Source organism: Trueperella bialowiezensis, from assembly GCF_900637955.1.
Classification (GTDB): Bacteria; Actinomycetota; Actinomycetes; order Actinomycetales; family Actinomycetaceae; genus Trueperella; species Trueperella bialowiezensis.
The window spans coordinates 437586-462202 of record NZ_LR134476.1; the positions used below are offsets into that span (position 1 = coordinate 437586).

Sequence of the window (24617 nt, forward strand, 5' to 3'; positions counted from 1 at the left end):
CGTGCGCTTAAATACTCCACAATAAGTTGCAGGGCTATCGGTGTATCCACCCGGCAACGCCGCACGGGCACGCCGATACGCACTCGCATCACACAGGTTTACATCAATGCCGATGTGAACAAGGAGGAAAAATGAACGCAACCCCCAGCAACACACCCGTTGTTGCACCACGCAAGGTTCGTCCCTTCGGCATGAGGGACAAGATCGGCTACATGTTCGGTGACTTCGGCAACGACTTCTCTTTCATGCTTCAAGCCGTCTTCTTCATGACGTTCTACACGAACGTCGTGGGAATCAACCCTGCACACGTCGGAACACTGTTCCTCGTCGCCCGTATTGTTGACGGGTTTACCGACGTCGCCGTCGGAATCATCGTTGACCGCCTGCCTGTCAAGAGGCGCGGCTGGAAGTTCAAGCGCTGGATCAAGTACGGGGCGGTGCCGGTTGCACTCGCATCGTTCCTCATGTACCAGTCCTTCGTTGGTAATTTCAGCGACTACAACATGAAACTCCTGTGGATGATCGTCAGCTACGTCATGTGGGGCTCGGTCGCCTACACGATCGTCAACATCCCCTACGGTTCGATGGCCTCGGTCATCTCCGATGATCCGGATGACCGCGCGCAGCTGTCCGTGTTCCGTTCCACCGGCGCACAGCTCGCCATGCTCGTCATCAACGCAGCTGTTCCGGCCTTCGTCATGACCGAGAACGCTGAAGGCGTTGCAGTTATGGACGGCCAACGGATGACAATCGCAGCAGGCGTCTGCTCGATCCTCGCTATCGTGTGCTACATGGTGATGCTCCTCAACGTCGAAGAACGCGTGGAGCCTGTTGTAGACACGAGCTCGGACGCTAAAGGCCCTGGCATTGGCGCAATGCTCAAGGCCGTGTTCACCAACCGGGCACTCGGCGGCCTGATCGTCGCTGCCCTGCTTCTCCTGCTTGGCAACCTGTTCCTCGGCCAGATGCTGCCCTACCTCATGCTCAACTACTTCGGTAACGGCAAGCTCCAATCCATAGCAACAACTGCCGGCACGCTTCCGGCCTTCGTGCTCATCGTGTTGGCACCCTGGCTTGCAGCGAGGTTCGGTAAGGCTGAAACCGGTGCAGTTGCCATGCTCTTCGGTGGCATCGTCCTGATTGCCGCGTGGGCGTTGAAGATTTCGTCCGATGCGCCTTACATGTGGATCGTTTTCTACGCTGTTGCAATGTTCTGCATCTCCACATTCAACTTCCTTGTGTGGGCGTTCATCACGGACGTGATTGACGACCAGGAAGTTCGCACTGGAAACCGCGACGACGCCACCGTGTACTCCGTGTACTCGTGGGCTCGCAAGCTCGGCCAGGCACTCGCTGGCGGCCTTGCTGGCTGGGCTCTTAGTGCAGTCGGCTTCGATCAAGATGTTGCCGCCGCTGGCGGGCAACAGGCACCAGAGGTCGTGGACTCGATCTACATGCTCGCCAACCTCGTACCAGGTATTGCGTGCGTGCTCGTTGGACTGGCACTGGTCTTCCTGTACCCGCTCAAGAAGGGACGCATCGCCGCCAACGTTGCTGAACTCAAGCGGCGTCGCGAGGCTGCACAGCAGCAGGCCTGATCCTTGAAGGCCTGAATGTGACCACGCGATTCGGCTGCCACCACTACTACCCTGCGAGGGGTGGCCTTGCCGGTCAGGCAACGCTCACCAGCCGGTAAGGGGTGGTAGCCGAATCGCACCGGGCAGATAGGAATAATTTGGAGGATAACCTAGATGCCCGATACAGCAAGGGGTTGTGACTCGAATACGGGTCACAACCCCTCTTTTTGTCTACTTGGGCACTTATGGCCTATAGACCCGCGGCGGATTACCGACTGAGACGAAGAATCTCGCGGCGCTGGACTATCCGCGCCGCGAGATCGTTCGCTGTCGGGGCGACAGGATTTGAACCTGCGACCCCCTGCTCCCAAAGCAGGTGCGCTACCAAGCTGCGCCACGCCCCGGTCTTACGTCATATTAGTTGAAGCCGCCAAAAGAAACGAATCCGGGCAACCGTAATAAGGGACACATCACAGACTCCGCTTTTCTTTTCGCACGTCTTTCTTGTTAAACTCGGTTGGTCAGCGATACGCATGGCTGACACGTGCGGGTGTAGCTCAATGGTAGAGCCTCTGCCTTCCAAGCAGATAGTGCGGGTTCGATTCCCGTCACCCGCTCCACGACGACTCAAGGCAATAGCAACGCCAGACACCATTTTTCACAGTCGGCATTCCCGGGGTACACATTTGCTTCTCGGGGTACCAAGTCCGGCGAATTGTCTACCCCGCGAGCGCAACGGGTACCCCGGGAACGGCAAGCACTAAAACGAAGTGGCTAGATAAGGACTCAGGTCTCATTGCTGCGTTCTATACCAGTAGGCATAACAACCGATAAACGCAAAACCGATAGCAGTGATCCAATCACTTACGGTGAACCAGGAATCTTTGTGGAAAAGGGTCCCATGCCGCGCCAGGTCATCAATCAACCTCGCGATCAGTAGAGTGCAAACGAATACCGCCCCGTATGCGATAGCCGTTCGCCCCTTGCTCGTTCCAATCCGTTGTCCGCTCACAGTTCACCTCGACAGCGCCAAGCTGCCCATCCCAGAGAAATCCCAATTCCCACAGGGCCTCCCAACGCGCTTACTACGTTCTCACTCCAGAAAGAATGCAAGAAGTATGACATACGACACTGCCCCATGCGCCGAACTAAATCTAAATGCAAGCTATGCGACATATCGCATTTGTGTTCTAAGCGCGGTAGCGTAAGTAGCCTGCATTGCTCTATCAGTTAAGATTGCCTAATTGACGGCAGACCGCAAACACCCCACACAATGACACGTCCAGCTAACAATAAGTCGACAGGAGTGGTATTGAAACAAACTCACGTCGGCGCGCAATGCGACGTCGTCGGATCATTACCGCCACGAAGAACCTACTTAATTGCTTCTGCCAACGGAATCAGATGCTGCTCGATGAATGGCACGAACGAGTAACCTGCTGAGCCTCTTGCCCCTCCGGCGAAGCGATCACTGACAATAGGCGCACCATTTTTCTACCGGCTTCTTAGCGGCGTCGCCCTATACTTGCCCGCTTAGCTCTGTTTCTCGAGCCCGGTCGTATTCCTCAACGACTTCACAAACTCCAGCGCTTCGCTCAACTGCCCGTAAGTATCCGCTTTCACCGTGAGTTCAAACTGACGCTCATCGGCAGTCACCAGGAAAATCCACGCAGCATACTCATCGGTCACCACCTCAAACGCCGGGTAAGCTCCATCTCCTGCATAGCGTGAACCGAGATAGGCCACATCGCCGTCGTCCACGTTCAGCTGCTCCACGAGAAGGTCGCGATACTGCTCAGTTTCCGGGGTGAGGCGTGCTGGCCCGATTTCCGCGACGACGACTCGCTGGCTCCCCTCCGGGTTACGCACCGCAATCGGGAAAGATCGCGAACTTTCGACGACGTCGGACCACGTGTTCGGCAGCGTCAGTTCCAGGTCGCCACCTGCGAGCGTATAGGTGATGTTTTCACCGTCGTCGGATGTACGTACATCGCTGGGCTCGGGCGTTGGCGACGGCGTCGAGCTCGCCTCAGCGCTCGGTGTCGGGCTTTGCGTGGTTCCCGTTTCGGACACCTCGGACCCTGGCATTTGCCCGCCAGTCGTGGAGGTACAACCGGCTAGGAGTAGAGCTACGGCAGCCACGGTGATCATCTTACGCATACCAGTGATGCTACATTGCAAGCCCGCACGATAGGACATTTCGCCGCAGAATGTCCTGATGCACGCAGGCTCTCCGCCTCGCACTACCGGCACTACCTCGCGCTATCTGAGGAACGCTCCGCTCCCCAGCAATACTGCACGTTTCATCACGTCTTGCGCTGCTGCATCCTGGCTCCACAGCCCGCTGGGGATAGCCGCTTCCGTCAGGAAGTTCGCGCCGGGTTCTCGCTGGTTGCGGTAATCCCATACAAGAAGCGTGCCCATGAGCGCCGCGGCGGTGTCGGCATCCAGCGGCTCGAGGCCAAGTTTGTCGAGCCCGCGATAGGTGGCAATGAGCGTCTTAGAGATAAGCACCGACTCGGTGCGAGCCATCGGCGCAATATTGAACGAGACCGGCCGCCCGGCAGCCGCCAGCACGGTCGCACGCCAGCGTCCGATCCGCTTAGCAAGAATATAGTTCGGCCCTTGGAAGTCGACGATCCCGTTATACACGCCGTCAGCAATCGCCTCACTGCCGCGTGAACGCCACAGCTTCGCGCTCTTACCCGGCCGATACGCCACACCACCAGCTCGTTCGCGCCGCTCCCCAATCGGATAGGCGTCCGTAGGCGTGCCGTACCAGGCCGGCATAGCATCCGTGTTCTCCGCGAGCGCCGCCATAATGACATCCGCACCCATTTCCAGCAGCAAGAAATCCACGCCCGGCGCATACAGCGTTTCCACGACGACGTCAGGGCGCCTATCAATCAACCATCCGGCTACCGCCGCTGTTTGCCCAACGACATCAGACGCCTGCGCGGGAGAAAGATCAAGCGTGCCGGCACTGTTACGTGCCACTTCGGTCAGCGATGGCAACCGGGCGGACCCTGGTCGAATCACCCCGGCGACTTTCGCTCCGTAGTCGAGCAGGAACGACGTCGGGGCAAGCTCAGCGCCCGCGCCAATCACGCCGAACGTAGCACCGGAAAGGTTGAGCCACTGCGGATTGCGCGCCACCTGCCGAATCCTGTCACCAGCCGTAGCCGTGAGGATTCCGCCAGCAATCCAGCTCGTCAGTTGGCGGTCAAGTTCTTCACCTTCCAGCCTTTTCCCGCCGTACGGAATCGCAAGCTCCCGGCGTGGCATATGCCTTCCCACGATGCGCAGACCAAGTGGGACACCAGAGGTTGGCGCGATCTGCCCAAGCGGTATGCCATCCGCAAGCGTGACGTTATTCGCGATGTAATCGAGTCCGCGTTGTGCTACCTCCGAACCGCGTGCCGGATCGTCGACAATGGACACTTGCCGCACCGGCTCGCGGTATTGTTTACGCCAGTTGCGTGCCGCGCTGATAGCGGCGAGCACGTCCTTTTCCCCTTCGGCCGCGGCGCTGAATACCGCCCGACCGAGCTCGGTTGAACTGATCCGCCCCTGGAAGCGCGGAATAACAATCGGTGTAGTAACAGGCGACCCGCCTGTACTATCAATCCGCGTTTCAATAGGCGCCTCGGTACTAGGCGTTTGTGTACCGAGGTCATTCGTTCGGGTTCGCACATGCACAAGATCGCGACCAGTGCGCGATTCAACGACGGCGTACGCATGCGGCTCAAGTTCAACGAGTTCGATCTCATTTGGAATTCGGGTTGGTGCACGGAAACGAGTGGCGCCGCTTGCAGGGTTAGCGCCGTCGATCCCTAGCTCGTGGTGGACCCACGCCTCAATCGCTATACCGTGAGCGATGGCGCTCTTGAAGCCAAACGGGCGCGCGGCGATAGCGCTGAGGTGAATCGGGTTTGCGTCTCCGGAGATTCGAGCCCATTGCCTCCCGGCGTCGGCAGTCAACGTGTGGCGTGCACGTGGCCGCAGCTGGCCAAGTTCGAGCGAGCCGGCGTCGTTCACACCAAACTCTGCTCGCAGGTCAGGCACGGCAGGAGCTTGCCAGTCCGTCGGCACGCTCGGATGTTCGCGAACGAACTCTGTGCCTTGCAGCAGTTTGCGAGAAAAATAGACCGCCTTTTCGATGTAGTGCACTCCGTGATTGGAGACGACGGCGGACGTCACCTCAATCGTCAGGCCGCGGCCTCGCACTACACGCGTGACGAGGCTGTTTGCCTCCACCGTGGTTCCCGCCGGAACTGGCTCGCGAAGTTCCCACGCGAGCGATTCGTGTACGAGGCCAAGCAAGCGCGCCGGAATGGCAGGATCGGACAACACCTCGACTGTGCCTGGAAAGCAAAGATTGTGGAGGACCATCGGGGGTGCACACTCGAAGTTTGCTGCTCCGACGAAATCCGCATAGGCAGATGGAATCTCAGCGACCGCGCTCCGTTGCACCGGTTCGCTGCGAGGCGCACCTGCGCCCGCGCGTTTGAAGATTCCAGAAAATGCACTCATCCCCGCCAGTTTACGCTACGCTCCCCCAGCGTTTCATTGCGCCTTGGCGAGTCATGCCGATAACATCCCCGATAGCTTGCCATGTGACGCCTGACTTTCGCGCGGTCAACACGGCGTCATCTAGCATTCTGTCAGCTTCACGCGTAGCGACGATAGCCTTATACACGTCAATCAACGCCGGATCCGTGATGGTATGCATCGGATCCGGGCCTTCGCCCTGATTCGCGGTCTCGATTTCTTCGAGCATCTCTTCGTTTGTTCGCATTACTATCACTTTCTCAGGTACTTGGGGCGCGCTTTCATTGCGTGAAATATCTGATTTGAGTTGTTGAGCGCGATTTCCAGCATGAGCCCACTTCTACTTGGACCGACAATCATTTGATAGCCATCCTCGAAGTGAACGAATATGGCGTTGCGGTATGCATGCTCAATATCATCAGGGTGAACACCGTGTTTGAGAGCGCTTTCCACTACTTCCATATGTCAACTATAGTTACCAGGCAATGCGCCGTCAACCAAAGTCACCAAGTTACGGCCGCGGCCAGCGGCGTGGAATGCAAAACGGAGGGCCCCTCAAGGAGCCCTCCGCCTTCAAGTCTCGATGCTTAGTCGAGGTCGATCAGACCACGCTGAGCCGCCTTCGCAAGGCGACGCGGGATACGCTTCTCAACGCCACCAGCGCGAACCGGCTGAAGCTCGGTAAGCTTTGCCTTCCACTGGGAGCGGCGAGAGCGGGTGTTGGCGCGAGACATCTTGCGCTTGGGAACTGCCATATCCAACCGCTCCTTTCAATCCTTATGTGAGCCAGATGTTACGGTTTCATCCAACCTGGCGTCACGCGTTTTCCGGAGCACGCGCTCCGAGCAGACAGTGTTCGATTCTAGCCCACTGCCCCGGCGTAAAGCCACATTGAAGCGGTGAACTGTGTGCGGAAACACGCGCAATCGGCCGGGTGCCCACGGGGCTGACTGCAATAATAGCGCTATGACCGACCTGCGCCTTCGCACCCGTAAAGAACTCCGTGCCGAGATAGAGATCAAGCGTTCTCGTTTCATTGCGATCGCTCGTCGAGTCTCTTCAGTGGAGGAAGCCCGCGCGGTCCTAGCTGATGCCCGGGCGGAGTTCCCGGATGCACGGCATCACTGTTCGGCCTACGTTGTTTCGCAGCGGGACACGCACGCGGTTCTTAATTCTTCCGACGACGGCGAACCGTCGGGCACGGCCGGCCGCCCGATGCTTGACGTGCTCACTGGGCACAATATGACTGACGTGTCGGTCGTCGTCGTGCGCTATTTCGGTGGAACCCTGCTCGGTACTGGCGGGTTGGTGCGCGCATATTCTGATTCAGTGCGGGCAGTGCTCTCTGACGCCCGGCTCGTCAAGCAAGAGGTGTACCGCAAGCAGCGGATTACTGCTCGCCACGCGCTGGCCGGCAAAGTTGAAGCAGAGTTACGCGGGCGCGGCTACGAGGTGGTGGACGTCAACTATGGTGTGACGACGGTGGAGATCGACGTCGCAGTGGCCGATCCGGAGGCTTTTGCCGCCGAGGTCGCCCAACTGAGCGCTGGTGGCGCTGCACCGCTCGACGTCGGAACCGTCATCCATGAGGTTCCCGCGGGCAAGTTTCCCACATGGTAAACAGAATTGACCCAGCCCAAACAATCGGCTAGCTTAGAGTTATTGAAACATCAATCATCGATGGATTGGCTCGCACCGGCAGTCGATCCTCACGGTTGATGATAGGCAACGATCGGAAAGGACGGCATCCCATGACCTCGATGACCGCCTCGATGTGTTGCTGCATGTGTCTGTGAGGTGGCAGACCGTAGTTTGGTGCCCTCGCGCATGTGTGCCACCTAGGTGAGCTCGCCGTTAAAGAGCAAAAAAAATTTAGGCGGCACGTGCGCCGTCGTTGCAAATTAAAACTACTAACTTTAAGGAAACAGACATGACCATCTACCAAGACGCCACCCAGATCATCGGCAACACTCCCCTCGTGCGGATTAACCGCGTAGCGCCAGGCGGCGCCAACGTGATCGCCAAGCTCGAGTTCTACAATCCAGCTAATTCGGTCAAGGATCGGGTGGGCGTTGCCATTATTGACGCCGCTGAAGAAGCAGGCGTGCTCAAGCCGGGTGGCACGATCGTTGAGGCGACGTCCGGAAACACCGGTATCGCACTGGCATGGGTGGGTGCAGCTCGCGGCTATGAGGTTGTGTTGACAATGCCCGCTTCCATGTCGAAGGAACGCCGGGCTCTGCTCCGCGGATTTGGCGCCCAGCTCGAGCTCACCGATCCAGCCAAGGGGATGAAGGGGGCGATCGACCGGGCGAAAGAGATTGCCGCGGAGCGCCCCGGTTCCCTGCTCGCATCGCAGTTTGCCAACGAGGCAAACCCGGCTAAGCACCGGGCGACCACCGGCCCGGAAATCTGGGAAGCGACCGACGGCAAGGTTGACGTGCTCGTCTCCGGCATCGGAACGGGCGGCACGCTCACGGGAGCTGGCGGCTTTCTTAAGGAGAAGAACCCGGATCTGCACCTGGTTGCTGTTGAGCCGAAAGAATCACCGCTGCTGTCCGAAGGCACGGCCGGCCCGCACGGTATCCAAGGCATCGGCGCGAACTTCGTTCCCGAGGTGCTCGACACCGAGCTTTACGACGAGGTGATCGCAGTCCCGACGGCGGACGCCATCGACACCGCCCGGCGCACCGCCCACCAAGAAGGGCTGCTCGTGGGTATCTCCGGCGGCGCGGCTCTCAAGGCGGCAAGCGAGCTCGCCGCGCGTGAAGAGTTCGCGGGTAAGAACATCGTGGTCATCATCCCCGATTTTGGCGAACGCTACCTGTCGACCCCGCTGTTCGAAGGGCTGGTCGACTAAATGGAAGCCGGGATTATCGACAAGATGCGCGAGGATCTGCAGGCGGCCGTGGACAACGACCCGGCCGCCCGCAACCGGTTGGAAGTTTTTCTGACGTATCCGGGTGTGCATGCCGTATGGGCATACCGGGTGGCACACGCGATGTGGAATAAGGATTCCCGGCTCAAACTGCCCGCCCGTTTGCTCTCACAGGTGGTACGCGGGCTGACCGGCGTGGAGATTCACCCGGGTGCCACGCTTGGGCGCAGGCTTTTCATCGACCACGGCATGGGGGTCGTCATCGGGGAAACCGCGGAGGTTGGCGACGACGTCGTCATCTTCCACGGCACCACGCTCGGCGGCACATCCACGAACCCGGGCAAGCGCCATCCGACGGTTGGCAGCCGGGTAACGATCGGTTCGGGTGCGAAAGTTCTTGGTCCGATTACGATTGGCGACGACGTCGGGATCGGCGCGAACGCCGTCGTGGTTAAAGACGTGCCGTCCAATAACATCGCAGTCGGGGTGCCGGCGAAGAACCGGGAAAAGAAGGGCGCGACCGAGCCGCTCATCGACCCGGCAATCTATATCTAACGACCCGCTCGCACAACTAACGGGCGCCCGCAAGCTCCGCCGTGTGCCAACGAGATTCGGCCAGTGTGATTAGAACTCGCGCTGGCCGTTTTCGTACGCCGTGAGCATGTCGATGCGCGACTGGTGACGCGAGTCTGGATCGTAGCCGGTTGCAATGAAAATGTCGACGAAGCGGGTGGCCTCGTCCAGCGTGTGCTGGCGGGCGCCAAGCGAGATAACGTTCGCGTCATTGTGGGAGCGGGCGAGTTCAGCGGTGGCCTCGCTCCATGCGAGTGCGGCACGGATCCCGGGCACGAGGTTCGCGGCCATTTGTTCGCCGTTGCCGGATCCGCCGATGACGATCCCCAGCGAACCTGGTTCTGCTGCAACACCTTCGGCGGCTGCGAAGCATACTGGAGGGTAGGCGTCCAGAGCGTCGTATTCTTTGTAGCCGTGGTCGACGACGTCGTGGCCAGCGGCGCTCAGGTGTGCGATGAGGTGTTCTCGAAGTTCAAATCCCGCGTGATCAGCGGCAATATGGATGCGCATAGTCCTGATTATAGGCGCCGCCGAGCGGGCGTGCAGGAGGATTCGAAGAAGCGGCGAATGCCTAATAGAATTGGTACATGGAGTTTGACAACACTACTCGTGAGATCATCGACGGCCTTGACCATGGCGTGCGCCCGCAGGATGACCTGTTCCGGCACGTGAACGGCACGTGGTTAGAAGAAACGGAGATCCCCGCCGATCAGGCATCCACCGGCGGTTTCATGGATCTTCACTTGCAGGCTGAACGCGACGTGCGCGATATTTTGGTTGAAGTGGCACAGAACGTGTCCGAGAATCCCGGCGCGTACGAAGGCACGAACGAAGAGAAGATCGCTAACCTGTACGAGTCTTTCATGGACGAAGGGCGGATTAACGGGCTTGGCAATGCTTCGTTGCGGCAGGATTTTGATCTGATTTTCCAGGCGCGTGACAAGGACGATCTTGAGATTGTGGTTGGCCAGCTCTACGCAACCGGCGTGACCATGCCATTTGGCGTGAGTATTGAGGCAGATCGCAACGATCCGCACGCCTATATTCCCTGGCTGTACCAGTCTGGCCTGGGACTTCCGGATGAGGCCTACTACCGTGATCCCACCTATGCGGAGATCCTCGACGCGTACCGTGAGTTCATTCCTACGCTGTTTTCGCTCGCTGTGGGCGAGGACGATTCGGCTGCCAAAACGGCGGCTGAGATGATTCTTGACTTTGAAACCAAGCTCGCTTCGCATCACATGAGCGTTGTTGATTCGCGCGACGCCGATAAGACGAACAACGTCATGACGTGGAGCGAACTGAAGGAAACGGCTCCCGGTTTCGACTGGGATGCCGCCCTCGATGCGATGGATCTGTGGCCGTCCAATGCGCCGGAGTTTATCGTCATGAACCCGGACGCGCTAGCTGGTTTCGGTAAGGAATGGCAGGAGGCCGATCTCGCGCAGTTGAAGGCTTATTTGCGCTGGCAGGTCGTGTTGGCACGGGCGCCGTATCTGAGCGACGACATCGTGGCTACCCACTTCAATTTTTACGGCAAGGTGCTCTCTGGTACGCAGGTGCAGCGCGATCGCTGGAAGCGCGGAGTGTCGCTCGTTAACTCTGTGCTTGGCGAGGCCGTGGGGCAGATCTACGTGGAGCGGCACTTCCCGCCGTCGCACAAGGAAAAGATGGAGCAGCTGGTCGCTGATCTGATTGAGGCCTATCGCGAGTCGATCACGAACCTGGACTGGATGACGGAAGAGACGAAGACCAAGGCGCTCGCCAAACTGGATACCACCGTGACCAAGATCGGCTATCCGAATAAGTGGCGTGACTACTCGGCCCTGAAGATCACCGATGCTCTGATGAGCAATATTCGCCGGGCGGCTCGCTTCGAGCACGATCGCAACATTGCCAAACTGGGTACCAAGGTTGATCGTGGCGAATGGTTTATGAATCCGCAGACCGTCAACGCCTACTACAACCCGGTGGCCAACGAGATCGTCTTCCCCGCAGCTATTTTGCAGCCGCCGTTTTTCGACGCCGATACGGATCCGGCCTACAACTATGGTGGGATCGGCGCGGTGATCGGTCACGAGATCGGCCACGGCTTTGACGATCAGGGGTCGAAGTACGACGGCGAGGGCCGGCTAAACAATTGGTGGACGGACGAAGATCGAACCGAGTTCGACAAGCGTACCGGTGCTCTGGTTGGCCAGTACAACGAGTACACTCCGGCCCAGCTCGCTGGCAGTGAGCATCGCGTCAATGGCGAGTTCACGCTAGGTGAGAACATCGGTGACCTGGGTGGGCTCTCGATCGCGTTGAAAGCTTATGACATCGCGATGAAAAGGGAAGGTCACGACGGCGCTGCTGACGCGCCGGTTATCGCGGGATACACGGGTATTCAGCGTGTGTTCTTGAACTGGGCACGGATCTGGCAGTCGAAGCGCCGTGATGAGATCGCGGTCCAGCTACTGGCAGTTGACCCGCACTCCCCTGCAGAGTTCCGCTGTAATGGTGTGGTCAAGAACGTCGATGCTTTCCACGAGGCCTTCGAGGTTCAGGAAGGTGACGCCCTGTGGTTGGATCCTGCCGAGCGGGTACGGATCTGGTAGCACGCCGATCTCCGGCAACAGTTTGTTGAAAGGGCCCCCATGGCAAGCGGACTTCTCGCGCTGTTAGACGACATCGCCGCGCTGGCACGGGTTGCCGCGGCGTCACTTGATGACATCGCGGCCGGTGCTGCTAAGGCCGGGTCGAAAGCGATCGGCGTCGTTATTGACGATACGGCGGTCACCCCGCAATACGTGGACGGGCTCAGTCCCTCGCGTGAGTTGCCGATCATCAAGCGAATTTTCGTCGGCTCGCTGCGCAACAAGCTGGTGTTTATTGTGCCTGTGGCGTTGCTGCTGTCTCAGTTCGCGCCCTGGCTCCTCACACCGTTACTTATGCTAGGTGGCACCTACCTGGCCTATGAGGGGGCACACAAGGTCATCGACAAGCTACGCCGCGGCGGCGAAACTAAGAAGGACGCCCCGGCCGCTGTGCAAGGCCCCGAGGCCGAAGACCGCATCGTCAAAGAAGCCACCACCACGGATTTCATCCTGTCGGCTGAGATCATGGTGATCTCGCTCAACGAGGTTGCTGACGAAGTGTTGTGGATGCGGGCGGTGATTCTCATCTTGGTGGCGATTGGGATTACCGTGCTCGTTTACGGCGTGGTTGCGATCTTGGTGAAGATGGACGACGTCGGGGTGTGGCTTGCGAAGAAACGCAACAGCGCCGTCGCTGCCTTTGGCCGAGGCCTGTTTGCTGCGATGCCGAAACTCATGAGCGCGATCACCGCGGTGGGTACTGTCGCCATGTTGTGGGTTGGCGGGCACATCGTGCTTGTTGGACTTGACGAGCTGGTGTGGGCTGGCCCGCTCGAACTGGGTCACGCGATCACGAATGCGCTCGGCGCGACCGGGTTCTTCGCCTGGCTCATCGACACCGCATATTCCGCGCTGTTCGGCCTAGTGTGGCGCGCGCTCGTCGTCGGCATTGTGGCACTCCTACCGTTTGGCCATAAAGAAGAACCCGTCAAAATCGAACAGGGCGACGACGGCCACCTCCACGCACTCAAACGCTAGCGTCCAGACCACCATCGGGTCCGAAGCGGTTAAGCGCTAGTCGAAGATCGGACCAACGTCGCGTGAGCGCTTGAGCTCGAAGAAGCCTTTCGTCTGTGCGAGTGCCAACGTTCCGTCCCACGCTTTGAGCGCTGCCTCGCCCTTTGGAGCCGGCGACATGACCGGGCCAAAGAACGCGGTTCCGCCCGCTTGGATGATGGGCACGCCGACGTCGTCGCCCACCAGGTCGAGTGCTTCTTGTGTGCTCGCGGCGACGGCGTCGTCGTACTGGCCGGCCTCGGCCTGCTCAAGCAGTTTTGCGTCAAGGCCGACGTCGGCGAGTGCCGCGAGGATCGTCTCGTTCGTCTGTGGCTCGCCGTCGTTATGTGCCCGCGTGCCAATCGCGGTGTAAAAATCACCAAGCTTGTCTGGAGCTTCTACGGCAACTGCCATGGAGATCCGGCCCCAGTTACGAATCTTGTCAATATGTGCTCGGTACTTCTCCGGAAGCTCTTGATCGCGGTTCAGCTCGAACAGGGAAAACGGTTTCCACGTCACGTCAAGATCGCGCTGGCGCGCTACGTCAACAAGCCACCGGGACGTAATCCACGTCCATGGACACGAAGGGTCGAACCAAAAGCTAACTTTTTCACTCATGCCCCCATTGTGGCTGATCGAACCCACGCTCGCCAACGCGAGCGATTCGCGAGCGCGCACCTAAGCGTTTATACTGGTAGCGCGGCATTTTGACACACAAGGAAAGCGCACGTTTTCGTACGCTTTTGTTTGCGTGTCCTCGTCTCTCATCAACGTAGATAGGTAAAACACTATGTATCAGCCCGAATTGGCGCCGATCGCGGATAATCTTGCGGCATCGGCGCTAGTTGCCATCCTTCCGTTACTCGCGGTCTTCGTGCTCATTGGCGTGGTTCGTATGAAAGCGCACTGGGCTGGGTTGATCGGTGTGGGCGTTGCGTTGGCTGTGGCGATATTCGGCTACAACATGCCGGCAGGAATGGCAGTATCGTCCGGATTGCACGGCGCACTGTTCGGTATTTTCCCTATCACGTGGATCGTGCTCACCGCGATTTTCTATTTCGAACTCACGGTGGCTTCAGGGCATCACGATGACCTGATGAAAACCTTTAATGCGATCTCCTTCGATCCGCGGGTTCTCGGGCTTCTCATCGCGTTTAGCTTCTGCTCGCTCTTGGAGGCGCTCGCCGGATTCGGGGCACCGATTGCCATTGTGGTGGCGATGCTGATTGCGCTTGGTTTCCCGCCGGTTAAGGCCGCGATTATTGCCCTTGTAGGTAACACGATGGCCGTGCCGTTCGGCGCGATGGCCACTCCGGTCATCACGGGTGCGAATCTCACCGGTATCGACTTGGGCAACATGTCGTTCACCGTCACGATGATCACCGGAACCCTGGTCGGGCTCGTTCCGTTCCTCATGTTGGCCATCATGGACGGGGTCAAGGGCCTGAAGGAAGTCTGGCCGCTCGCCCTCGTTCTAGGCGCATCTTTTGCGGCGCTCACGATCGCTTCGGCGAAGTTCGGCGCACCCGGACTGGTCAACATGGTGGCAGGACTTGGAAGCCTGGCAATCGGCGTCGGCATGCTGTTCATCTGGAAACCGAAGGGCGCCGAAGCTGCACTCCAGCGGGTCACCGGCAAGGACGCCGCGCAGCTGCCCAAAGAAAAAGTTACCCGCTCAGAAGTCACCTGGGCGCTCTTCCCCTACGTGCTCATTATCGTGGTCTTCGGTGTCACGCAGCTGGTCACGCCTGTCAAGAATTGGCTGGCTTCCACGAATATTCTCATCGAGTGGCCGCTTCTTTCCAACGACGGCGTCGCCCAGGTTCTCAACGCGCACGGCGAACCGTCCTCCTCAGTGGTTTACAACTTCCAGTGGTTGAGCTCGCCGGGAACGATCCTCTTGATCACCGGTATCGCGGTTGGGCTTATTTACGGGATGGGCATGAAGAAAACGCTGGGCGTGTTTGGCCAGCAGCTGTACAAGTTGCGTTGGACGTTCGTCACCATCGGCGCCGTGCTCGCCCTTGCCTACATCATGAATATTTCGGGGCAGACCCTCACGATTGGCACGTTCATCGCGGGTGCGGGCAAGATCTTCCCGTTCCTCGCTCCCCTGCTGGGATGGATCGGCGGAGCTGTCACGGGCTCGGGCACGTCTACCACCGCCCTGTTCTCCAACTTGCAGCAGGCGGCTGCCAACCAGATCGGCGTCAACGAAAACCTCTTGGTTGCTGCGAACACGGCCGGAGGTGCGGCTGGCAAGATGATCAGCCCGCAAAACCTTGCGATCGCAGCAGGCGCGATGCCGGAAAGCGGCAAGGAGCCGGAGATCTTGCGCAAGGCCGCCCCGTGGTCCGCGCTGTTCATCGTGGCCATGTGCCTGCTCGTCGGCTTGCAGGCAACCGGCCCGCTCACGTGGATGATCCCGGCATAACTTTAAGTTTGGTAAAGAAAGGAAACCTATGACGTCCAAGCAAGGTGCGGCAGCACCTAAAACAGTGGCCTTGTTTGCTACGTGTATTAACGACATCATTGGGCAGCGCATCCTGAAAGCGACCACCGTGTTGCTTGAGCGGCTAGGGTGCCGAGTTGTGTTCCCGCGTGAACAAACCTGTTGCGGCCAGATGTTCACCAATTCCGGTTATTTCGACAAGGGGCTAGCCACAGTCACGCCCTTCCTTGAGGCGTTCGAGCCCTACGAGTACATCGTGGCGCCGTCCGGCTCGTGTGTGGGAAGCGTACGCGAGCAGTTCCCGATGCTCACCACGTGGGCCGACGACGCCGCGCTCGGCTCACGAGTGGACAGCCTCATGCCTCGCGTCTATGACATCAGCGAGTTCATCGTTGACGTGTTGGGAACCACCGACGTCGGGGCCTACTTCCCACACTCGGTTACCTACCATCCCAACTGCCACTCCTTGCGAGTGGCACAGATTGGGGAACGGGCCGAGGATTTGCTTCGCGGTGTTGAAGGCTTGCGTTACGTGGAGCTTCCCGAAAAGACCCAGTGCTGCGGTTTCGGAGGCACGTTCTCGCTCAAGAACTCTGACGTGTCGATCGCGATGGCCAACGACAAGGCCGATCACATCGAATCCACGAATGTTGACTACGTCGCCACCGGCGATACCGGATGCCTGCTCAATTTTGGCGGCGTGCTCAAGCGCCGCGGTTCAGCCCCGCAGCCCATCCACATCGCCGAAATTCTTGCCAGTGTGAAAACCCCGGCATACGCAGGAGGTATGAACCGATGAGCCAAACACAAGAACGACTTACACCAGCTCCCCCACCAGGCGACCTCATTGATTCGCCACCGTTCCCCAAGGGAGCCGTGGTTCAGCTGGCTAATCCGACCCAGCGCAAGAATCTCCACCATGCCACTCATACGATTCGGGCCAAGCGCGCGAACGTCGTCGCTGAACTCGATAACTGGCAGGAGATCCGCCGCGCGGGCGAAGCGATTAAGACGCGCGTGGGCAGGCACTTGCGTTACTACCTCGAACAGTTCGAAAAGAACGCCACCGCCGCTGGTGCTGTGGTGCACTGGGCGCGCGACGCCGAAGAAGCAAACAGGATCGTCATCGACCTCGTCAAGCAAACCGGCGAAACCGAGGTGACCAAGGTCAAATCCATGGTCACCCAGGAAATAAACCTGAACGAGGCGCTCGAGGCCGAACGCATCGCGGCATGGGAAACCGACCTTGCTGAACTGATCGTCCAGCTCGGCCACGATCGCCCCAGCCACATCCTGGTGCCGGCGATCCACCGTAATAGGAGCGAAGTGCGGGAAATCTTCCTGCGCGAAATGGGTCTATACGGCACGCCCGCCCCCGAGGATCTCAGCGACGACCCGGCAGAACTCGCCGGCGCCGCCCGCACGCACCTGCGCAACAAGTTCCTGCGCACCAAGGTCGGCATCTCGGGCGCGAACTTCGCGATTGCGGAAACCGGATCGCTCGTCGTCGTCGAATCCGAGGGCAACGGGCGGATGAACCTGACCCTGCCCGAAACGCTGATTTCATGCGTGGGGATCGAGAAGCTGCTTCCCAAAGTGGAAGATCTGGAAGTGTTCCTCCAGTTGCTGCCACGCTCGTCAACAGGTGAGCGTATGGCGCCGTACACGTCGCTGTGGACAGGCCCGTCCCCCGATGGCGACGGCCCACAAAACGTCCACATCGTGCTCATGGACAACGGGCGTACGAACGTCCTCAAGGACGAGGTGGGGCGCGCAGCACTGCGGTGTATCCGCTGTTCGGCATGCTTGAACATTTGCCCGGTGTACGAAAAGGTGGGCGGCGGAGCCTACGGATCGGTCTACCCCGGCCCGATCGGCGCGATCCTCAACCCGCAGCTGCGCGGCATGGAATCGGAGATCGACAAGTCGCTGCCGTTCGCATCCACCCTGTGCGGGGCGTGCGACGACGTGTGCCCGGTTAAAATCCCGATCTCGAAGATCTTGGTCTACCTACGCCATAAGGCTGTGCAGGCGAAGAAAGAAGAGGGAGGGCTGCATATTGAGCCGGCACTCATGGAAGTCGGCGGCTGGGCGCTTTCCAGCGGCAAAAACCTCGAACTTGCCGGCAAACTCACGAGCGCAGCCAGTTCAGTCGGCTCGAAGCTCTTCGACAAGATCGGCGACTGGCCAATCCCCGGTGCGAACCGCTGGCTACGGGCACGTGACGTGCCGATGATCCCCAAGTCGTTTAGACACGAGTGGGATGCGCGCCCATCTGGCGATCACGCTGGCGGCCACGATGTCCCGGCGAAAGACGAGGAGGAGTAATGGGAGCTCGCGAAGAAATTTTCGCCCGTATTGACGCCGCGCTCGCGGATGTCACGGATCCTGATCCGGAAGAAACCCCGGTGGACTGGGAGTACGGCCTGCCCACTGACGTGTCGAACGTCGTGGAACTGTTCTTGGAACGGGTTGCTGATTACCGGGCCGAGGTCGAGGAAGTACAGGCTGACGATGTGCCCGAGGCCGTGGTTCGCCACCTCCGCCTTGCTGGTGCCGAATCCGTGGTGTTGCCCGCGGGGCTTGAGCCTTCGTGGCGCGAGGCCATTGCCGACGCCGGGATCACCATTCACGACGACGATGGGCTGACCGCCCGTGAGCTCAACGAGATCGATGCGGTGGTCACCGCCGCTGCTCTCGGTATCGCGGAGACGGGCACGTTCGTCATGGATCACCGGCCCGATCAGGGCAGGCGCGCACTCACGCTGGTGCCGGACGTGCACGTGTGCGTGGTTCGTAAAGATCAGGTGGTGACCGACTTGCCGGAGGCGATGACCCGCCTCAAGCCGGCTATCTTGGAGGGCCAGCCGCTGACCTACGTGTCTGGGCCGTCGGCCACGTCGGATATCGAGCTTAACCGTGTGGAAGGGGTGCACGGTCCGCGTATTTTGCACGTGATCGTCGCCGACTAGCCCGCCTAAGCCGCTAGAAAGTTTTCCACTGGTCGTCATACGCGGGCGCTATCCACATGTCCCCGATTCTCGCAGTCGGGCTTGGATGCGCCCGCGTACGATGACCTCATGACGATTTCAGACATTCATGAAGAGGATCGGCCGGATGCTCCCCCTCGCCCGCGGTGGGCACAGCAGTCCGACCTGTTACGCGACTATTACGACACCGAATGGGGCTTTCCCACCAGCGATTCCCAGCAGATCTTTGAGCTCATCGTGCTCGAGGGATTCCAATCCGGGCTCTCGTGGGAAACCGTGCTACGAAAACGGCCGGCTTTTCGCGAGGCTTTCGCTGGTTTCGACCCGCACATTATCGCAGAGTTCACTGACGACGACGTCGCACGCCTACTCGACAACCCGGGCATTATTCGAAACGAACGCAAAATCCGGGCAGCAATCACCAACGCCCGCGCAACCGTGGCGCTGGAAGCTTCCGGGGTTGACCTCGGTGAGCTCGTGTGGTCGTTCGCACCTGACAATCCGTACGAGCCCGGCCCGGAGGCAGGCCAGTCAGCCGAGTCGTCAGCACTTGCGAAAGAGCTGAAACACCGTGGCTTCACGTTTGTTGGCCCAGTGACGATGTTTGCGCTCATGCAGGCGATTGGAATGTACGATCACCGACTGTAACGGGCTTTCCGCCTAGGACGGCAGTTGTGATACGCACTTGGCAAGTTCAACGGCTGTCTGCTCCGCACCCGCGCCAAGAATTACTTGCACCGCATCGTGTTGGAGCACGACGCCGATCACCCCAAGTTCTCGTAACGCTTCGCCGTCAACCAGGTTCTTATCGTGTAGACCCACCCGGATACGCGATAGCGCGCCCTCGACTGAGCGGATGTTCTCGGCTCCACCCAGAGCGGCGAGAAGCCCGCCGATGTCCACCGATACCTGTACTGCGTTCACATTATCCAGTTTAGTGCTGGTTCGCGTCGATTTCCTCAGTCAGTGCACTGATCAGGGATACGAGGCGAGGATTCTTCTCGAGATCCTCCACGAGCACGACCTGCTCTGTGCCGTCCGCGAGCGGTATCTTCCAGTTCGGATATTCCTGATCTGTTCCCGGCTGGTTCTGTGTGCGCCGCTCCCCAACCGCATTGACAAGCGAGACTTGGATCATCGGAGCCTGCGTGCGAGCCACATACCGGTGCATCGCCTCCACGATTTCACGTTCAGACGGATTTTCCCCGATCAAGCCGTGCTCGCGCAGACGTTGTAAAGCCCGATCGCGTTCTTCGACGGCGTCGGCTCGAACCTGTTCCACCGGCCTGACGAGCAGCCCCAAGCTTTCCCGCAAATCAACATGTTCACCGGCGAGGTAGCCTGCAGCCGGAGGAAGGTCGTGGGTGTCGACGGAAACGAGCACGTCTTTTCGGTACTGTTCGGGGTGGATCGGCCAACCTGCGTAGTCTTTTTCGAACCAGAACACGGAGGTGCCGAAGATTCCTCGTTCGCTCAGGTAGTCGCGCACCCACGGCTCCACAGTTCCGAGGTCTTCACCAACGACGACGACACCGGCAAGGTGCGCCTCGAGCAGGAGCACGCCGACCATCGCCTCATGATTAAAACGTACATACGTGCCTTCCGTAGGTGACATGCCCTCGGGAATCCACCACAGACGGAACAGCCCCATAATGTGATCCACTCGCAGGAGCCCCGAGTGGCGCATGACAGTACGTGCCATACTGCGCAGCGGCTCATATGCCAGCTCTTCGAGGGTGTCGGGACGCCAAGGCGGCTGACTCCAGTTCTGACCCTGCTGGTTATACATGTCCGGTGGTGCGCCCACGCCGATCCCGGTTGCAAACGCGTCGGGCATCATCCACACGTCAGCTCCACGCGGATGCACTCCCACGGCCAAGTCGTGTGCGATGCCAATGCGCATACCAGCCGCCTGCGATTCGGCTTGAGCATCACGGAGCTGTTCGTCCATGATCCACTGCAGCCAGGCCCAAAAATCTATGCGATCCTGCAGCTCGCGGCGTTCACGGGCCACGTACGGGGAATCGATGTCCTGAAGTTTCGCAGGTAAAACTCCGTGGTACTTTTCGTACAGTGCACACCACAGTGCAAAATCTTCGAGGCCCTGGCCTTCAAGTTTGCGGAAGCGCTCGAAGCTCCGCTGCCTCATTTGAGAGCGGCCGGCAGCGTAAATGACTTCTAAGGCTTCACGCTTGGCCTTCCATACGGCGTCGCGGTCAATGGGATGGTTTTCCAGCGACATCTTCTTCACGTTTTCGCCCGCCCATGTGACAAGCGAACGCTGCGGGCCAGACATGTAGCCTACTTCGCGAATATCTTCCGGGCGAATGTACAGCGGGTTAAAAAACCTGCGCGTGACGGGCAAGTACGGCGACGGTGACATCGGCTCCACAGGTTCTGCGGCGTGAAGCGGGTTCACCAGCAGGAAATCAGCACCCATATCCCCGAAAAGCGATCCCATTTCAGCAAGATCCGCGGTGTCGCCAACACCCCACGAATCTCGCGAGCGTGTGGAATACAGTTGGGCCATCATCCCCCACGAGCGCCCTGCGGCCCTGTCAAAGGTCTCGAGTCTGCCGGGTGTGACGATCAGTGTGGCAGATGCTTCGGTGACGACTCCGGCGTCGTCGATCCGCGCCCGCAAACTGTGGTAGCCGAGCGGAAGCCCTGCCGGCAAGACGAAGGAGGCTTGGCCGATGAGTGTGCCGTCAATGTAGCGGGGGGCCGCGTAGTCGTCGATTTGCCGGGTCGGGAAAGTGTCTGTTTCAGTGACGACGTCGACTTGGATCGGACATCCGTGAGGCACGTGTACCTGGAACGGTGTTTCCTGATCATCTCGCGCTACCGTACAGGTTGGCAGTACGCTGCGCCATTCCTTTTCCGCGCGTGCTTGCAGTGCGTGTTCAATACTTTCATCACTGGAAGCATCAACTCCCATGGCGGTGAGAACGGCGACTAGCGTGGCGTTAGAGACTTTGACATGGTTCCCATCGAAATCCCAGTAGCTGGTTGCCACACCGTAACTATCGGCTAAGGCCTCAATGAGATCTCGGCTGATCATGCCGTGCGTCATTGCATCTCCTTCACTTTAGTCTCCTCCTAGTGTGCCAGACCTACCCTTTGTTTTGAAATCTATTTCATACTTTGCAACGCCTGCTCATGCCAGCGATAGGATGGATGGATAAAGACATAAATCTTAACGTGGAAAGTTCGTCATGGCCTATCTCCCAGTCCCTCAAACGTCTGATGAGCCGCTCTCGTCCGTGCTCAATACTCTTCGTATGCAAGAAAGAGAACCCGGTAGTTACGTGGGTTCGAACCTGCACCAAATATCGGGCCGAGTATACGGCGGGCAGGTGTTTGCGCAGGCGGTTGTGGCAGCGCGTGCAACAGTTGCCGACGAATACGCGGAGCGCCAGATCCATTCGATCACGGCAGCTTTTTTGCGGCCTGGTGATCTCGATACGCCCACTCATTTCGATGTGGAAGAAATACTTGACGGGCGGTCGTTTTCAACCCGGCGCGTGTTCGCTTCACAAAACGGGAAAACGATTCTGACTGCCCGCGCGTCGTTCCAAGAATCCCAACCCGGTGTGGAGCATGAAACTCCCCAACCAGCAGCGCCGGCTCCAGAATCGCTCGAATCTTCTGCCGCGTTCTTCGCCAGTTTTGACCACCCGGCAGCAAAAGCGATGAGTTCCACGAACGCTATCGACATGCGCCACGTGGGCGGAGCGATCTGGCTTAAGCCCGTGCCGATCACGAACGAGCCGACTCTCATCTGGTTCCGGCTGCGCAATCGTATGCCCGCGGACGCCCCTCAACTGTTGCACCGTGCGATCTTGGCGTACAGTTCCGATCAGTTCATGCTCGAACCGATCCTGCGCCAGCACGGCATGTATTGGACGAGCCGCAACCTGTCGCTCGCTACCCTCGATCACGCGATCTGGTGGCATCGTGATATCGACATGTCTGAATGGGTGCTCGCCGAGCTCACCAGCCCGTCTGCTCAGGGTGGGCGCGGGCTTTCACTCGCGAAATTCTTCCAAGATGGCCGCCATGTTGCCACGATGTCCCAGGAAGGAATGGTGCGTTCGCGCGAGGCTCAGTAACCCCACGCGAACGTAGAAAGCCAAACGTGGCGTCGTCGCTGGCAACGGAGCCGACGACGACGCCACGGGCTAGTCGAGTATGGGTTAGTCGCGTTTGAACTTGCGGTACGTCATTGCACTCGGGCGGGCTGCTTCCTCTCCGAGCCGTTCGACCTTGTTCTTCTCGTAGGCTTCGAAGTTCCCTTCAAACCAGTACCAGTTCGCCGGGTTTTCTTCCGTGCCTTCCCACGCCAGAATGTGGGTTGCGACGCGGTCAAGGAACCAGCGGTCGTGGGTGATGACGACGGCGCAGCCCGGGAACTCCAGCAGCGCGTTTTCGAGCGAGCCGAGTGTTTCGACGTCAAGATCGTTGGTCGGCTCATCGAGCAAGATCACGTTACCGCCCTGTTTGAGGGTGAGCGCGAGGTTGAGCCGGTTGCGTTCTCCACCCGAAAGAACTCCCGCCTTCTTCTGCTGATCAGCACCCTTAAAGCCAAACGCGGACACGTAGGCACGCGAGGGCATTTCCACCTTGCCCACCTGAATGTAGTCCAGGCCGTCCGAGACGACTTCCCACAGCGTCTTATCCGGATCGATACCCGCGCGGGTCTGGTCGACGTAGGACAGCTTGACGGTCTCGCCGATCTTCAACTCACCGCCATCAAGCGGTTCGAGGCCTACGATCGTCTTAAACAGCGTGGTCTTACCAACGCCGTTCGGACCGATGATGCCAATGATGCCGTTCGGAGGCAGGTTGAAGGACAAGTCGTCGATGAGTACGCGATCGCCAAAGCCCTTCTTGATCGAATCAGCCTTGATCACCACATTACCCAGGCGCGGGCCTGGCGGAATCTGGATCTCTTCGAAGTCAAGCTTGCGCATCTGCTCAGCTTCCCGAGCCATCTCCTCGTAGCGCTGCAGACGAGCCTTAGATTTCGCCTGCCGTCCCTTAGCAGACGAGCGCACCCACTCCAGTTCATCCTTGAGCCGCTTTTGCAGCTTCGCATCCTTTTGACCTTGAATCTTCAGACGCTGAGCCTTCGTCTCCAAGTACGTCGAGTAGTTGCCCTCGTACGGGTAGAGCTTGCCGCGATCGACTTCCGCGATCCACTCAGCGACGTGGTCGAGGAAGTAACGATCGTGGGTAATCGCAATGACTGCGCCCTGGTACTGCTTGAGATGCTGCTCGAGCCACAGCACGGATTCGGCATCCAAATGGTTAGTCGGCTCGTCGAGTAGCAACAGATCGGGCGCCTCCAGCAAGAGCTTGCACAAGGCCACACGACGCCGTTCACCACCGGATAGCACGTTGACGGGCGTGTCACCTGGCGGGCAGCGCAGCGCGTCCATCGCCTGCTGCAACTGGGCGTCAATATCCCACGCATTGGCCGCATCGATCTCGGTTTGCAACTTGCCCATTTCTTCCATGAGCGCATCAAAATCGGCGTCCGGATCGGCCATCTCCATGCCGATCTCATTAAAACGCTCGACTTTGGCCAGAATATCGGCCACGCCTTCACGCACGTTTTCAAGCACCGTCTTGTCTTCACTCAACGGGGGCTCCTGCAGCAAGATTCCCACGCTATATCCGGGCGAGAGCCTGGCCTCACCGTTAGACGGCTTGTCAAGACCCGCCATGATCTTGAGGATCGTTGACTTACCCGCACCATTCGGGCCGACCATACCGATCTTCGCGCCCGGGAAGAACGCCATCGTCACGTCGTCGAGAATGACCTTGTCACCCACAGTCTTGCGGGTGTTGATCATTTGATAAATAAACTCAGCCACTGTTCTCCAATTGCTACTCGCGGAGGCAACGCACCACCGACACTGTTCTAAGCCTATTTTACTCGCCCGATAACGCAAAGGC

The 24617-nt window shown here is 59.1% G+C and carries 22 protein-coding genes and 2 tRNA genes; 13 read left to right on the plus strand and 11 right to left on the minus strand.

Annotation, left to right across the window (positions count from 1 at the left end):
* The first annotated feature begins 131 nt into the window (after positions 1 to 131).
* Positions 132 to 1598, plus strand: a complete 1467-nt coding sequence (locus tag EL234_RS02025) for an MFS transporter (RefSeq protein WP_197718452.1) — start codon at positions 132 to 134, stop codon at positions 1596 to 1598.
* 309 nt (positions 1599 to 1907) lie between these two features.
* Here EL234_RS02025 and EL234_RS02030 read toward each other — a convergent pair.
* Positions 1908 to 1981 (minus strand) — tRNA-Pro (locus tag EL234_RS02030).
* A 142-nt stretch (positions 1982 to 2123) separates the two neighbouring features.
* Here EL234_RS02030 and EL234_RS02035 point away from each other — a divergent pair.
* Positions 2124 to 2197 (plus strand) — tRNA-Gly (locus EL234_RS02035).
* Positions 2198 to 3110: 913 nt separating this feature from the next.
* On the opposite strand, the gene EL234_RS02040 is transcribed toward EL234_RS02035, so the two are convergent.
* The 5 genes from EL234_RS02040 to rpmF all read right to left on the minus strand — a co-directional run bounded on the left by EL234_RS02040 (position 3111) and on the right by rpmF (position 6883).
* Complete coding sequence (locus EL234_RS02040; protein ID WP_126415902.1) at positions 3111 to 3737, minus strand: hypothetical protein; 627 nt, start codon at positions 3735 to 3737, stop codon at positions 3111 to 3113.
* A gap of 102 nt (positions 3738 to 3839) precedes the next feature.
* Entirely contained in the window at positions 3840 to 6110 is a 2271-nt protein-coding gene (locus tag EL234_RS02045; RefSeq protein WP_126415903.1) for a MaoC family dehydratase, read from the minus strand.
* Positions 6111 to 6120: 10 nt separating this feature from the next.
* Positions 6121 to 6375, minus strand: coding sequence for a hypothetical protein (locus EL234_RS02050; RefSeq protein ID WP_126415904.1), 255 nt, complete (start codon positions 6373 to 6375; stop codon positions 6121 to 6123).
* Between the two features lie 5 nt (positions 6376 to 6380).
* Positions 6381 to 6590 carry a hypothetical protein gene (locus tag EL234_RS02055; RefSeq protein ID WP_126415905.1) on the minus strand — a complete coding sequence of 70 codons (210 nt, stop codon included), beginning with the start codon at positions 6588 to 6590 and terminating at the stop codon, positions 6381 to 6383.
* Positions 6591 to 6715: 125 nt separating this feature from the next.
* A complete protein-coding gene (gene rpmF, locus EL234_RS02060) occupies positions 6716 to 6883 on the minus strand; it encodes a 50S ribosomal protein L32 (protein WP_126415906.1) in 168 nt (55 codons plus the stop codon).
* Between the two features lie 211 nt (positions 6884 to 7094).
* Here rpmF and EL234_RS02065 point away from each other — a divergent pair, with 211 nt between their 5' ends.
* From EL234_RS02065 to epsC, 3 genes are all read left to right on the plus strand, one after another.
* Positions 7095 to 7748: a YigZ family protein gene (locus EL234_RS02065; RefSeq protein ID WP_126415907.1), complete on the plus strand. Its 654-nt coding sequence runs from the start codon at positions 7095 to 7097 to the stop codon at positions 7746 to 7748.
* A gap of 310 nt (positions 7749 to 8058) precedes the next feature.
* Positions 8059 to 8988 (plus strand): cysteine synthase A, encoded by a 930-nt coding sequence (cysK, locus tag EL234_RS02070; protein WP_126415908.1) that lies wholly within the window; start codon positions 8059 to 8061, stop codon positions 8986 to 8988.
* On the plus strand, positions 8989 to 9561 hold the full coding sequence (gene epsC, locus EL234_RS02075; protein WP_126415909.1) for a serine O-acetyltransferase EpsC: 573 nt from the start codon (positions 8989 to 8991) through the stop codon (positions 9559 to 9561).
* Positions 9562 to 9630: 69 nt separating this feature from the next.
* On the opposite strand, the gene EL234_RS02080 is transcribed toward epsC, so the two are convergent.
* The gene (locus EL234_RS02080) at positions 9631 to 10089 is read right to left on the minus strand and encodes a ribose-5-phosphate isomerase (protein WP_126415910.1); all 459 of its coding nucleotides are present in this window, start codon (positions 10087 to 10089) and stop codon (positions 9631 to 9633) included.
* Positions 10090 to 10166: 77 nt separating this feature from the next.
* Here EL234_RS02080 and EL234_RS02085 point away from each other — a divergent pair, with 77 nt between their 5' ends.
* Together EL234_RS02085 and EL234_RS02090 are read left to right on the plus strand one after the other, a co-directional pair.
* A complete protein-coding gene (locus EL234_RS02085; RefSeq protein ID WP_126415911.1) occupies positions 10167 to 12179 on the plus strand; it encodes a M13 family metallopeptidase in 2013 nt (670 codons plus the stop codon).
* 39 nt (positions 12180 to 12218) lie between these two features.
* Positions 12219 to 13196: a DUF808 domain-containing protein gene (locus EL234_RS02090; RefSeq protein WP_126415912.1), complete on the plus strand. Its 978-nt coding sequence runs from the start codon at positions 12219 to 12221 to the stop codon at positions 13194 to 13196.
* Positions 13197 to 13232: 36 nt separating this feature from the next.
* Here EL234_RS02090 and EL234_RS02095 read toward each other — a convergent pair whose 3' ends face one another.
* On the minus strand, positions 13233 to 13832 hold the full coding sequence (locus EL234_RS02095) for a mycothiol-dependent nitroreductase Rv2466c family protein (RefSeq protein WP_126415913.1): 600 nt from the start codon (positions 13830 to 13832) through the stop codon (positions 13233 to 13235).
* A gap of 172 nt (positions 13833 to 14004) precedes the next feature.
* Here EL234_RS02095 and EL234_RS02100 point away from each other — a divergent pair, with 172 nt between their 5' ends.
* From EL234_RS02100 to EL234_RS02120, 5 genes are all read left to right on the plus strand, one after another.
* Entirely contained in the window at positions 14005 to 15648 is a 1644-nt protein-coding gene (locus EL234_RS02100) for an L-lactate permease (protein ID WP_126415914.1), read from the plus strand.
* A 28-nt stretch (positions 15649 to 15676) separates the two neighbouring features.
* The gene (locus EL234_RS02105; protein WP_126415915.1) at positions 15677 to 16465 is read left to right on the plus strand and encodes a (Fe-S)-binding protein; all 789 of its coding nucleotides are present in this window, start codon (positions 15677 to 15679) and stop codon (positions 16463 to 16465) included.
* A complete protein-coding gene (locus EL234_RS02110) occupies positions 16462 to 17994 on the plus strand; it encodes a lactate utilization protein B (RefSeq protein ID WP_126415916.1) in 1533 nt (510 codons plus the stop codon). The genes EL234_RS02105 and EL234_RS02110 overlap by 4 nt, the downstream gene beginning before the upstream one ends.
* Positions 17994 to 18638 carry a LutC/YkgG family protein gene (locus EL234_RS02115; protein WP_126415917.1) on the plus strand — a complete coding sequence of 215 codons (645 nt, stop codon included), beginning with the start codon at positions 17994 to 17996 and terminating at the stop codon, positions 18636 to 18638. The genes EL234_RS02110 and EL234_RS02115 overlap by 1 nt, the downstream gene beginning before the upstream one ends.
* 108 nt (positions 18639 to 18746) lie before the next feature.
* Positions 18747 to 19304 (plus strand): DNA-3-methyladenine glycosylase I, encoded by a 558-nt coding sequence (locus EL234_RS02120; protein WP_126415918.1) that lies wholly within the window; start codon positions 18747 to 18749, stop codon positions 19302 to 19304.
* Positions 19305 to 19316: 12 nt separating this feature from the next.
* On the opposite strand, the gene EL234_RS02125 is transcribed toward EL234_RS02120, so the two are convergent.
* Together EL234_RS02125 and malQ are read right to left on the minus strand one after the other, a co-directional pair.
* Positions 19317 to 19580, minus strand: a complete 264-nt coding sequence (locus EL234_RS02125) for a glucose PTS transporter subunit EIIB (RefSeq protein WP_164712289.1) — start codon at positions 19578 to 19580, stop codon at positions 19317 to 19319.
* Positions 19581 to 19590: 10 nt separating this feature from the next.
* Entirely contained in the window at positions 19591 to 21729 is a 2139-nt protein-coding gene (gene malQ / locus EL234_RS02130; RefSeq protein WP_126415920.1) for a 4-alpha-glucanotransferase, read from the minus strand.
* Positions 21730 to 21937: 208 nt separating this feature from the next.
* On the opposite strand from malQ, the gene EL234_RS02135 reads away from it, so the two are divergent.
* Positions 21938 to 22768 (plus strand): acyl-CoA thioesterase, encoded by an 831-nt coding sequence (locus EL234_RS02135; protein ID WP_241969062.1) that lies wholly within the window; start codon positions 21938 to 21940, stop codon positions 22766 to 22768.
* 84 nt (positions 22769 to 22852) lie between these two features.
* Here the strand turns inward: EL234_RS02135 and ettA are convergent, their stop codons facing one another.
* Positions 22853 to 24535, minus strand: a complete 1683-nt coding sequence (gene ettA, locus EL234_RS02140) for an energy-dependent translational throttle protein EttA (RefSeq protein ID WP_126415922.1) — start codon at positions 24533 to 24535, stop codon at positions 22853 to 22855.
* Positions 24536 to 24617: the final 82 nt, after the last annotated feature.